The organism is Falsigemmobacter faecalis (genome assembly GCF_003863335.1).
Lineage (GTDB): Bacteria > Pseudomonadota > Alphaproteobacteria > Rhodobacterales > Rhodobacteraceae > Wagnerdoeblera > Wagnerdoeblera faecalis.
Genome location: NZ_RRAZ01000039.1, coordinates 1 through 10,205, shown reverse-complemented (window position 1 = coordinate 10,205; position 10,205 = coordinate 1). Strand labels below are relative to the sequence as shown.

At 64.6% G+C, this 10,205-nt stretch carries 15 protein-coding genes; 14 read left to right on the top strand and 1 reads right to left on the bottom strand.

Annotated features, from left to right (window positions below; all coding sequences use genetic code 11):
* From EG244_RS17810 to EG244_RS17770, 9 genes are all read left to right on the top strand, one after another.
* A partial coding sequence (locus EG244_RS17810; protein ID WP_124966526.1) for a phage major capsid protein occupies nucleotides 1-274 on the top strand: 274 nt, incomplete at its 5' end.
* 71 nt (nucleotides 275-345) lie between these two features.
* Nucleotides 346-798, top strand: coding sequence for a hypothetical protein (locus EG244_RS17805; protein WP_124966525.1), 453 nt, complete (start codon nucleotides 346-348; stop codon nucleotides 796-798).
* Between the two features lie 8 nt (nucleotides 799-806).
* Nucleotides 807-1,310 carry a hypothetical protein gene (locus EG244_RS17800; RefSeq protein WP_124966524.1) on the top strand — a complete coding sequence of 168 codons (504 nt, stop codon included), beginning with the start codon at nucleotides 807-809 and terminating at the stop codon, nucleotides 1,308-1,310.
* On the top strand, nucleotides 1,310-1,633 hold the full coding sequence (locus EG244_RS17795; protein WP_124966523.1) for a phage head completion protein: 324 nt from the start codon (nucleotides 1,310-1,312) through the stop codon (nucleotides 1,631-1,633). The genes EG244_RS17800 and EG244_RS17795 overlap by 1 nt, the downstream gene beginning before the upstream one ends.
* Nucleotides 1,630-2,145 carry an HK97-gp10 family putative phage morphogenesis protein gene (locus tag EG244_RS17790; protein ID WP_124966522.1) on the top strand — a complete coding sequence of 172 codons (516 nt, stop codon included), beginning with the start codon at nucleotides 1,630-1,632 and terminating at the stop codon, nucleotides 2,143-2,145. Before EG244_RS17795 ends, EG244_RS17790 begins: the two co-directional genes overlap by 4 nt.
* 3 nt (nucleotides 2,146-2,148) lie before the next feature.
* The gene (gene gp17, locus EG244_RS17785) at nucleotides 2,149-2,535 is read left to right on the top strand and encodes a tail completion protein gp17 (RefSeq protein ID WP_124966521.1); all 387 of its coding nucleotides are present in this window, start codon (nucleotides 2,149-2,151) and stop codon (nucleotides 2,533-2,535) included.
* Nucleotides 2,528-2,953: a phage tail tube protein gene (locus EG244_RS17780; RefSeq protein WP_124966520.1), complete on the top strand. Its 426-nt coding sequence runs from the start codon at nucleotides 2,528-2,530 to the stop codon at nucleotides 2,951-2,953. The genes gp17 and EG244_RS17780 overlap by 8 nt, the downstream gene beginning before the upstream one ends.
* Before the next feature lie 10 nt (nucleotides 2,954-2,963).
* The gene (locus EG244_RS17775; protein ID WP_124966519.1) at nucleotides 2,964-3,311 is read left to right on the top strand and encodes a GTA-gp10 family protein; all 348 of its coding nucleotides are present in this window, start codon (nucleotides 2,964-2,966) and stop codon (nucleotides 3,309-3,311) included.
* A gap of 17 nt (nucleotides 3,312-3,328) precedes the next feature.
* Entirely contained in the window at nucleotides 3,329-3,673 is a 345-nt protein-coding gene (locus tag EG244_RS17770; protein WP_124966518.1) for a hypothetical protein, read from the top strand.
* Here the strand turns inward: EG244_RS17770 and EG244_RS17765 are convergent.
* On the bottom strand, nucleotides 3,645-3,923 hold the full coding sequence (locus EG244_RS17765) for a hypothetical protein (RefSeq protein ID WP_124966517.1): 279 nt from the start codon (nucleotides 3,921-3,923) through the stop codon (nucleotides 3,645-3,647). The genes EG244_RS17770 and EG244_RS17765 overlap by 29 nt on opposite strands.
* Nucleotides 3,924-4,029: 106 nt before the next feature.
* Between EG244_RS17765 and EG244_RS17760 the strand changes: the two genes are divergently transcribed.
* The 5 genes from EG244_RS17760 to EG244_RS17740 all read left to right on the top strand — a co-directional run.
* Nucleotides 4,030-6,276, top strand: coding sequence for a hypothetical protein (locus tag EG244_RS17760; RefSeq protein WP_124966516.1), 2,247 nt, complete (start codon nucleotides 4,030-4,032; stop codon nucleotides 6,274-6,276).
* Nucleotides 6,276-6,902 (top strand): hypothetical protein, encoded by a 627-nt coding sequence (locus EG244_RS17755; protein WP_124966515.1) that lies wholly within the window; start codon nucleotides 6,276-6,278, stop codon nucleotides 6,900-6,902. Before EG244_RS17760 ends, EG244_RS17755 begins: the two co-directional genes overlap by 1 nt.
* A 3-nt stretch (nucleotides 6,903-6,905) precedes the next feature.
* Entirely contained in the window at nucleotides 6,906-7,520 is a 615-nt protein-coding gene (locus EG244_RS17750) for a hypothetical protein (protein ID WP_124966514.1), read from the top strand.
* Entirely contained in the window at nucleotides 7,505-7,933 is a 429-nt protein-coding gene (locus EG244_RS17745; RefSeq protein WP_124966513.1) for a DUF6950 family protein, read from the top strand. Before EG244_RS17750 ends, EG244_RS17745 begins: the two co-directional genes overlap by 16 nt.
* 5 nt (nucleotides 7,934-7,938) lie before the next feature.
* Nucleotides 7,939-10,205, top strand: a 2,267-nt coding sequence (locus EG244_RS17740) for a phage tail protein (protein WP_199738024.1), incomplete at its 3' end; no start/stop codon positions are given.

Sequence of the window (10,205 nt, the reverse complement as noted above, 5' to 3'; positions counted from 1 at the left end):
GATCTACACCACCTCGCAGATCGCCAATAACCTCGGCACTGCGGGCGATGAGACGGAGATCTATTTCGGCGAGTTCTCTGAGGCCATGATCGGCGACAGCCAGAACCTCAGCCTCAGCGTTTCGACGGATGCGGCTTATGTCGATGGCAGCGGCAATACCGTTTCGGCCTACCAGTCGGATCTCACGTTGATGCGCGCGATCTCGGAACATGACTTCGCCCTCGAGCATGACGTGGCCTTTGCGGGCTTCAACGCGAAAGGCTGGTCGCTCTGATCTGAGCGCCAGCTAAGGGCTGCGGCATGGACCGCAGCCCCTCCCTTCATCTGATTAACCGGAGGTGTGCCATGATGCAGAACCGCGTGGCCCTGCTGTTTCTGAGCGCCTGGGGCGCATACAACAAAGGCGATATCGCAGGCTTTGACGCCGATCAGGCGGAGGCGCTCGAGGCGAAAGGGGTGGCGAAGAAAGCCCCGGCGCAGCCCGCCGCACAGCTCGCTTCGCTTTCCATCGAGCTCGACGCGGAGGCCTTCCGCAAAAGCGAGGCCTTTGGCGAGATTGCCGCCCAGCTCGAGGCCGCAACGGAGGCGCTGAACGCCCGTGAAGTCGCGCTTGATGAGCGCGCGGCAGAGCTGGCGGGCCTCGAGTATGAGCTCGACCAGCGCCAGGCAGCGATCGCTGCGATCGAGGCAGAGCTCGGCGAAGAGCCGGGCGAGACTGAGGTGGTCGAGACTGAGGCTGAAGCGGAACCTGCGCCCGCCCCGGCCAAAGCCTCCGGCCTGCCCAAACAGGGCCGCTGAGCGCGACCATGCGGGTGATCCTCCCGCCGGTCGGCCTCGCCGTCAGCGTCTCAGCGCTGGCGGAGCAGGCCCATATCGATGAGGCGGAGGGGCCGCAGCTCACAGCGCTGATCCTTGCCGCCACTGCCGTTGTCGAGACGGCCACCAATCGCCCGATCTTAAAGCGGACAGTCGAGATCGCTCTGCCCGATGAGCCGTGGTCAGAGTTCTGGCTGCCGGTCGCGCCCTGCCACGCCCTGGTGGATGCGCCCGGGGCGGTGCTGCTGCGCGGATATGATGAGCCCCGCATCCGGCGCGGAGACTATGGGGGCGACACCATCCGCGCAGAGGTGGGCTATCGGGCCGCTACTGACGCGCCGCAGCAGCTCCTGCAGGCCATCATCCTGCTGGTGCTGGAATGGCGCGCGGCGGGCATCACGGTTGAAGGGCAGTTTCTTGCCCCTCAGCTCAGCTTTGGTGTGCAGCGGCTGCTCCGGCAGATCCGCTACCGCCGCCCGCAGGAGATGCGCTGATGGCCCGCGCTCTTGATCGCCGCATCGAGCTGATCCGCGTTGGGCATCAAAACACCGGCAACGGCATCCGCGAGACGATAACGCCGATCGGATCAGTCTGGGCCTCCCGATCGGACGTCGGGGACGCAGAGCGGGCGGTGGCGGGAACGGTTCAGGGGACAGTGCGCACCGCCTGGCTGGTGCGCTCTTCGCCCCTCACCCGTGAGCTGAAGCCAAAGGACCGGCTGACGTCTCAGGGGCTCACCTTTGAGATCCTCGGGCTGCGCGAGATCGGGCGCGGCAACCTGATCGAGCTCACCACTGAAGCGAGGCTTGACCGATGAAAACCAAAGCGCAGCTGTCGGGCTTTGCGGAGCTCGCAAAGGCTTTGGGCAATCTGCCCGAAGCGGTCGGCAAGCGCATCACCCGCGCGGCTATGAAAAAGGCCGCTGAGCCTATGGCGGAGGCAGCCCGCGAGCTGGCCCCGGAGAAAACCGGCAAGCTCAAAAAGAGCATCAAAATCGGCTCGATGCTCAATGGCCGGCAGCGCAAGATCCGCAAGCGCAGCCTGACGGCGGATGAGAAAAACGCCGTCACGCTCTTCATGGGGCCCAGCTATCTGAAAGACGATTCCGGACGTCACGGCCATCTGGTCGAGTTCGGCACCCGGCCTCACAAAAACGGCGGGCAGTTTGCGGGCACCGACCACCCGGGCACTGCCCCGCAGCCCTTCATGCGTCCGGCCTTTGACCGCGAGGCCATGCCCACGGTCGAGCGCCTGAAGCCGCTGCTTTATAAGAGCATCGCAAAGGCCGCAAAACGTGAAGCGGCCAAAGCCCGCAAGCCGAAGGGCTGAGCCATGGATCAGGAGCTTTTCTCTCTTCTGACCGGCGCGGCACCTGTCGCTGATCTGGTGGGGCCCCGCATCTTCTGGGGCCTCGCGCCTGCGGGCACCCCTCTGCGGATGCTGGTCCTCAATATCATCTCCGGCTCTGACAGCCCGCATCTGCGCGGCACTGACGGGCTTTGGCGGTATCGGGTGCAGGTGGATTGCTACGGCGAGAACCGGCCCGATGCGCGCGAGCTCTCGCAGGCGGTGGTGGCGCTTTTGAACGGCCACCGCTCCGGGGGTTTCCGCTCCGTGCTTCTCGAGGCCACCCGCGAAGATCTGGAAGAGGCGGCTCATGGCCGCCCCTGGCGCTTTTCTCACGACTTCATCATTTATTGGAGGGCACAGCATGCCTGATACCGCAGCCGATATCGGCTTTAACTCGCAGTTCGGGATCAAGGGTTCCGGCAGCACCTATGCCATGGTGGCAGAGGTCACCGCGATCACCGCCCCCGGCTTTTCGCGTGACGCGATCGATGCCACTCACCTGAAAAGCCCGGACAAATACAAAGAGTATATCGCGGGGCTGATGGATCTGGGCGATGCCTCGATCACCATCAACTTTGTGCCCTCGGCCTCCGATACGCTGATGGCCGCCTTTGTGGCAGGCAAGGGTGAGTTCCGCATTCTCTTCCCCTCCGGGACCGTGGCGCTCGACTTCAAGGGCATCGTGACGGGCTATGAGATCGGCGAGCTGACCACCGACAAAATGTCGGCCACGCTCACCATCAAGGGCACCGGCAAAGCGGCTCTGACCGCCGTGTCGGCAGGCTGAGGGGACGATCATGGCGAATAAGATTAAAGGCGAAGTCGGCCTCGAGCATGAGGGCAAGCGCTACACCATGGCGCTCGACTTCAACGCGCTCGCCGACTTTGAAGAAGAGGCCGGGGTCGAGAATGCCATTCTGGCTGTCCAGGACCCGGGCAGGCTCGGTGCCAGCAAACTGCGGGCGCTATTCTGGGCGGGGCTGCGCCAGCGCCACGCGGATATGACGCTCGAGCTCGCCGGGCAGATCCTCAGCGCAAACCTCAGCAAGCTCGGCGAGGCCATTGCCACGGCCTTTCCGGACCCGGAGCCCGGCGCAGAGGCGCAACCGGGAAACGCGCCAGCGGCTCGCAGGGGCCGCCGGTAACGCTGCAATCCCTGCTGGTGGATTACACCGCCGCAGGGTTTTGCCCGCAGGGGTTCTGGGGGCTGACCTTCCGGCTTTACGATCTGCACATGCAGGGCGCGGCAAAGCGGATCTCGCGCGAGATCGAGGTCAGCAACCGGCTTGCCTGGAACACGGCGGCGCTCTCGGGCGCAGCCTTTGGTGGCCAGCTGCCGAAGTTTGAAAAGGTGTTCGGCTCTGGCAGCAAGGTCAGGGCAGCCGCGCAGCAATCAGCAGAAGTGCTCGAGGCACATCTCAAAATGCTGGCGATTGCCTTTGGTGCGAAGCTGGAAGAGATGCCCATGCCTTCTCCGGTTACTCGACGTAAAGCGCGCAGAGCTTAAAGGTATCATCTGCGATCTGGCGCATAGCCTGCGCGATCTGCTCATGCGATTGCACGATGCTGGCTTTCAGTTCGGCACCATCGGGCGCGTCCTTCAGGCGGCGCTCAAAGCCTTTAGGAAGCCTCTCATAGCTATCTGCCTGCCTGATAGCATCCGACAGGCTGTTAAGGCATTCCTGCCGGGTTGAGTAATCCATTGCCACGGCGGGCTGCGCTGCAAGGACGAGCAGCAGGACGCAAAGACGTTTCATCAAAATCTCCCATGGGTCTGTCTGAGGATCAGATAGCTCACACGCGCCCGGCAATTTAAAGAGGCCGCCCGATCGGGCGGCCTTTCTCATCACAGGAAACCTGATCATGTCTGCAGAAGCAATCGGCTCGCTTTTCGTTTCGCTCGGCATCGACACTGCCGCCTTCAGCCGTGGCGTAAAGGCGGCGCAGACCCGTGTGGAAGCCTTCGCCACCAACCTCAGCAAGCGGCTGAACGGGCTGGCGGATATCCCCGGCATTCGCAGCCTGCAGCTCGGCCTCGCAACTGTGGGCAAGGGGCTGGCCGCCGCTGCCGGTGCCGCTGCAGCAGCAGCTGGTGTGGCCTTTGGGGGTCTCTCGATCGCGGCGATGAGTACCGCCAAAGAACTGCAGAACATGTCGCGGATCGCAAATGCCACGCCGGAGGAGTTCCAGAAGATCGCCCATGCTGCTGGTCAGGTGGGCATCTCCCAAGAGAAGATGGGCGACATCCTGAAAGACGTGAATGATCGTGTCGGGGATTTCATCGCGACCGGCGGCGGGCCGATGGCAGACTTCTTTGAGCGCATCGCCCCGAAGGTCGGGGTGACGGCGGATCAGTTCCGCAAGCTCTCCGGGCCGCAGGCGCTGCAGCTCTATGTTGACAGCCTCGAGAAGGCCAACGTCAACCAACAGGACTTCACCTTCTTCATGGAAGCCATGGCCTCTGACAGCACCGCGCTGGTGCCGCTCCTGAAAAACGGCGGGGCAATGGCGAAGCAATATGGCGAGCGCCTTGAGGCGCTCGGCGGCGTCATGGACAATAAAACCGTGGCCTCACTTGCCCGCATGAAGGGCTCGCTCGATGAGGTCTGGATCGTCATCAAGGGTATGGGGACCGCGATCGGCGTGGCCTTTGCTCCGGTGATCGAGGCGCTGGCGCAGGCCTTCGTGGGGCTCGGCATGAAGGGCGGGCTGCTGCGCTCGATCTTTGACGCCATTGCCGCAGTGGTGGGGGTGGTCGCGCAGACCATCGCCAGCGTCGTCTTTGTGGTCTCGAGCCTCGTCTCAGGGATCTGGAATGCCGTCTCTGCCGGTGCGGCCTGGATCAACAACCTGACCGGAGCCGGGGACGCGCTGCGCACGGTGCTGAGCTATAGCCCGATCGGCTGGCTCAACTGGATCACCGCGCTGGTGAAGCAAACCGGCGGATGGGGAGAGGCGCTGAAACTTCTGGGCGAGGTCGCCTCGGGAGTCTGGTCGGCGATGGTCTCATCGGCACAGGCAATCCCGGTCGGGCTCGAGGCGGTCTGGGCCACCCTGCAGGCAGGCTTCTATACGCTGCTCGAAACCCTTCAAAAACGGTGGGCGGACTTCCTCCATAATATCGCAGGGGCTATCAAGAACGTGCCGTTTATGGGGGATGCACATGAGGCCGTGGCTAACGGTGCTATCATGGCGGCCTCCGGGGCCTTTACTTCGCGGGGCGATGCTGACGCCAAGCGCGCTGAAGCCACTGAGCTGGCGGAGCGGGCCAAGGGCATGGTCACCGCCGGTCTGGACAAGGCCAGCGAGGCACTGGGCCGTCTGAAGATCACCACGGGCGAGGCAGAAACCACCCTGCAGACTTTCAGCGGCGGTGGCGGCGGGCTCTCGCAGGTGGCGGAGAAATCCGGCGGTGCCAAGGCGAAAATCTCAGAGCTCGAGAAGGTCATGAAGGGGCTGCGCGAAGAAGCCGAAAAGCTCAGCGCCACCATGAACCTCTCTGCGCTCGATGCGGAGATCTGGGAGAAGCAGCGCGCGGCAGGGGTGCAGGCGCAGAGCGTCCAGGGCAGGCAGATCGCCGGGCTGGTGACGCAGATCGACCGCATGAAGCAGCTCAAAGATGCCACGGAAGAATGGCGCAGCTCGATCACCGGAGCCTTTGCCAGCTTCATCACGCAGGGCGGCAGCTTCAAGAAGGTGCTGAGCCAGATCATCGCAAAGCTCGCAGAGATGCTGGCGCAAAAAGCCTTCACCTCGCTCTTGGGCGGCGGCACCGCAGGCGGCGGCTTCCTCGGCGGAGTGATGAAAATGTTCGGCTTTGCCAACGGGACGCTCTCCGCTCCCGGTGGCCTTGCGCAGGTCAATGAGCGGGGCGGGGAGATCATGAACCTGCCGCGCGGCACTCAGGTGATCCCGCACGATATCAGCAAGCGGATGGCGGACAGCGCCAGCCGCGCGGCGCAGCAGCCTCCTACTGAAATCATTGTGCGCTCTGAGCCGGGCATCATCGTGGAAGTCGCGCGGCGCGAAGTGAGCAGCGGGCTGCAGGCCTATGACCGGAACATGCCAGCCCGGCTGCAGCAGATCTCAGAACACCCCCGGAGGTATTAATGACGTCCTTTCCCTATGCGCTCGCAGCTCTGTCGGATCATCTGCGGGCCGCAGAGGTGACGCAGGAGCTCAGGCGCTTCGATGAGCAGTCCGGCAGCGGAGACGGGCGGGTCTGGGCGCAGGAACTCGCCCGCCCTCTCTGGCAGGTGAGCCTCAAGCTGGTGCCTTGCGAGACACTCGAGGCCCGGCGGGTGGATGCCCTGCTGCGGGCACTGCGCGGCTCGCAGGAAAGCTTCCTCTGGGCTGATCCCTCTTACGCGCCGTCCTATGATCCGGGCGATCTGGTGGTGGTCTCGGCGATCAGCTCCGATCGCTCGACCGTCAACTTCACCGGCCTGCCACCGCATTACCCGATCCGGCCCGGCGATCGCTTCTCGATCGAATGGGGCGGCGGGCGGCAGTATCTGGCGGAGGTGGCAGAGGAGACCATTGCCAGCAATACCGGCATGGCCTCTGCTGTCGCGGTCTATCCTTACGTCCCTCTGGGCATCGCTCCGGGCGCATCCGCCAACTTCCTCCGCCCGGTGATGCGGGCCTTTGTGCCTCCCGGAGGGCATACACCCTTCACCGCGCTGCCTGGCGGGATCTCGTCTGGCGGCGCGCTCCAGCTCCTGCAGCGGATTTAACCCATGCGCTTTTATGATCCGGCCTTTGCGGCCTCTCTGGCATCGGCCCGGGAGGGCGGCATTGCGCCTGCCACTTTCGTGCATTTCGCAGGCCTTAATCGCGCCACCGGGGATGTGGTGCCGCTCTCGGTGTGGTCGGGCGATGAGGATATCACCCTCACCCTGCAGGCCGCAGACGGCAGCCTTGTGTCGCGCACCTATGTCGGAGGATGCGGGCTGAGGGTCGAAGGCATGATCTATGGCGCGGATCTGACCGACAGGCCGGTTTCCGTCTCGCTCTCGCAGATCGCGCCCTATGCGCAGGAGATCGCGCGCGGCCATGATCTGCGGCTCGCGCATTGCGAGATCCATGCCACGACCTGGACGCGCGGCGCGCTGACCTCGGCCCCGCAGATCGAATGGATCGGCATTGTCGATGATGGCCCGATCGCCACGCCCTCTGCGGGCAGCGAGGGCGCGATCTCGATCACCGTGCGCTCTGAGCTGATGGCGCATCTGCTCGCCATCAACCCGGCCAAATCTTCTGATGAGCACCAGCGGCGGCGCTCCCCGACCGACGGCTTCTCCAAATATTCCGCCGCCATCCGATCGAGGTCTGTGCAATGGTACAAAGAGTAAGCCGCCTGCCCGACTGGCGCTCGCGTCTCTCGCTTGAGCTCGACCGCCAGCGCGCCACAGCCTTTGCCTGGGGGCGGCAGGATTGCGTGCTCGGTCTGGCGGCGGGCGCGGTGGAAGCCATGACCGGCGAAGATCTCGCCCGAGACTGGCGCGGCCACTACCGCAGCGAGCGGGGCGCTCTGCGGGCTTTACGCGCCGCCGGGCATGAGAGCCTCGGATCAGCGCTGGCGGCCCTGCTGCCGGAGATCCACCCGGACCAGGCGGACCTCGGAGATATTGCGCTGGTCGCCTCGGAAGGGGTGCTCGGCGAAGCGCTGGCGGTCTTTGATGCCTCCGGGCTGATCGCTTTGACGGAGCACGGCCATGGCCGCATCCCGCGCGAGCGGGCGCTCCGGGCCTTTAAGATCGGATAACCCCCATGCGGATGCTCATCCTTCTCGCGGTGGCCTTCGGGCTGACTGCTGCTCCTGCACAGGCCGGGCCGGTTGGCGCGGCTATCGCGGCCATCGGTGCGGTGATCAAGGGCTCGGTGGTTCTCACGGCGCTGGCGCAGATGGGCGCAAGCCTGGTGCTCTCGGCCATCGCGCGCAAGCTCGGCCCCAAGCCCTCTCAGCAGGGCGCGGACGTTAAGTTCAATGTCGAGATGGGCGATGATCTGCCCCTCTCCTTCATCCTCGGCGATTACGCCACCGCCGGGCGGCGCAAATACATCGGCAGCTGGGGCCGCAATCAGCGCTTCATCACCGATGTGATTGAGATCTCAGCTCTGCCGCAGCCCGCGCTGGCGGCTCTTTGGATCGGTGACGAAAAAGCGGTGATCGATTTCAGCCGCATCGGCACGATCAGCGGCGCTGAGGGGGATGTATCCGATGTGACCGAGCTGCCGGTGGGCGCGTCCTTCAGTGGCCAGAGCCTCGGCCACCCGGCGCAGATCAGCTCCCTCAAGGGCAAGCGCCGGATCTGGGTCCGCTGGGTCGATGGCACTCAGACAACGGTCGATCCGCTGCTCGCCTTCGCCTTCACGGGCGATCAATACCCATGGGCAGGCGTGGGCGTGGGCAAGGCCTATGCCGTGGTCACCATGCAGTATGACCGCGAGGATCTGACCTCGATGCCGACGCTTCTGTTTCAGCCTGCGCCTCTGCCGGTCTATGACCCGCGCAAAGACAGCAGCACCGGCGGCTCGGGGTCGCATCGCTGGGGGGATCGCTCGACCTATGAGCCCAGCACCAATGCTGCCGTGATCGCCTATAATATCGTGCGCGGGATCTATTATGGCTCCGAGTGGATCTTCGGCGGGCGCAACCTGCCCGCCTGGCGTCTGCCGCGCGCGGAATGGGTCGCGGCCATGACCGCCTGCGACCGGGAAATCGAAACAGCCGGCGGGGTCTTTGAGCCCGCCTGGCGCTGCGGCCTCGAGGTCTCGGTGGATCAGACTGCCGCCGATGTGCTGGAAGCGATCGGGCGCGCAGCCAACCTGCGCTTTGCGGAAGTGGGCGGCCAGCTGAAGCCGCTGGTCGATCTGCCCGCAGCCGCCGTGTTCTCGATCACCGATGGCGATATTGTCATCACTGAGGGGCAGAGCCTGACGCCCTTCTATCCGGTGGCACAGACCTTCAATGCGCTCTCGGCCAGCTACCCGGAGCCGCGCGAAGGCTGGGCCAGCAAGGACGCGCCGCAGCGCATCGACGCCGCAGCCACAGCTGCCGATGGCGGGCGCTATCTGCCGACCTCAGTCTCTTACCCTGCCTGTCCCTATGCCACGCAGGTGCAGCGCCTGATGGTCTCGCAGCTCAGCGAGTATCGCCGCATGCGTCAGCACTCCATGACGCTGCCGCCCGATGCCTGGGCGCTCGAGCCGCTCGACGTGATCAGCTGGACCTCCGCCCGCAACGGCTATGCGGACAAAAAGTTCATGGTCGAGCAGGTCACCAAACTGCCGGGGCTGAGCCTCACGGTGGCTCTGCGCGAAGTGGACCCGTCCGATTATGACTGGTCGCCTGCGCTCGAGCTTCCGGTGGTGATCACGCCTCCGGTTAAGCCGATCGGCTTTGCGCAGGGGATTGAGGGATGGGCGGCGCTCGCGGTGCTGCTGACCGGCAACGACGGCAAGGCCCGCAAGCCTGCCATTCAGGTCAGCTGCGGCGCCAATGAGCCGGACGTCTCGGAAATCCGCATTCAGGTCGAGCGCAGTGGCGTGGTGCAGTTTGACGTGACCCGGCCCTACGGCGCGCCCTTTGTCTGGACCATCACCGATGTGGTGCAGGAGACCACCTACCGGGTGCGCGGCGCGCTGATTTCTGAGCGGACGGGCAGCTTTGTCTGGTCGCCCTGGATCACGGTCACCACGCAGGGCATCTCGGTCTGGATGGATGATCTCGCGCAGGACATCCGCGATGAGTTTGAGCGGCTGGCCTCTGAGGGCGGCATCAAAGTGGTGGATACCCTGCCGACTGCGGGCACCGCACCTGACCAGCTGGTGATGCTGAGCACCACCAAAAAGATCTGGCGGTGGGATGCCCCGACCGCCGCCTGGTCCGATCAGATCACGGTGGCCATCGGCGATGGTCAGGTGCTGGCGCAGCACATCGCGGCCAATAATATCCTCGCCGCTCATATCGGCGCGGGTCAGGTGACGGCGGATAAGATCTCTGTCGCAGAGCTCTCCGCCATCACCGCCATCAT

Bases quoted from the DNA above. Each gene is read 5' to 3' on its own strand.
- EG244_RS17750 (WP_124966514.1), top strand. From the start codon at position 6,906: ATGCGCTTTTATGATCCGGCCTTTGCGGCCTCTCTGGCATCGGCCCGG.
- gp17 (WP_124966521.1), top strand. From the start codon at position 2,149: ATGGATCAGGAGCTTTTCTCTCTTCTGACCGGCGCGGCACCTGTCGCT.
- EG244_RS17800 (WP_124966524.1), top strand. From the start codon at position 807: ATGCGGGTGATCCTCCCGCCGGTCGGCCTCGCCGTCAGCGTCTCAGCG.
- EG244_RS17805 (WP_124966525.1), top strand. From the start codon at position 346: ATGATGCAGAACCGCGTGGCCCTGCTGTTTCTGAGCGCCTGGGGCGCA.
- EG244_RS17765 (WP_124966517.1), bottom strand. From the start codon at position 3,923: ATGAAACGTCTTTGCGTCCTGCTGCTCGTCCTTGCAGCGCAGCCCGCC.
- EG244_RS17790 (WP_124966522.1), top strand. From the start codon at position 1,630: ATGAAAACCAAAGCGCAGCTGTCGGGCTTTGCGGAGCTCGCAAAGGCT.
- EG244_RS17755 (WP_124966515.1), top strand. From the start codon at position 6,276: ATGACGTCCTTTCCCTATGCGCTCGCAGCTCTGTCGGATCATCTGCGG.
- EG244_RS17760 (WP_124966516.1), top strand. From the start codon at position 4,030: ATGTCTGCAGAAGCAATCGGCTCGCTTTTCGTTTCGCTCGGCATCGAC.
- EG244_RS17780 (WP_124966520.1), top strand. From the start codon at position 2,528: ATGCCTGATACCGCAGCCGATATCGGCTTTAACTCGCAGTTCGGGATC.
- EG244_RS17745 (WP_124966513.1), top strand. From the start codon at position 7,505: ATGGTACAAAGAGTAAGCCGCCTGCCCGACTGGCGCTCGCGTCTCTCG.
- EG244_RS17795 (WP_124966523.1), top strand. From the start codon at position 1,310: ATGGCCCGCGCTCTTGATCGCCGCATCGAGCTGATCCGCGTTGGGCAT.
- EG244_RS17775 (WP_124966519.1), top strand. From the start codon at position 2,964: ATGGCGAATAAGATTAAAGGCGAAGTCGGCCTCGAGCATGAGGGCAAG.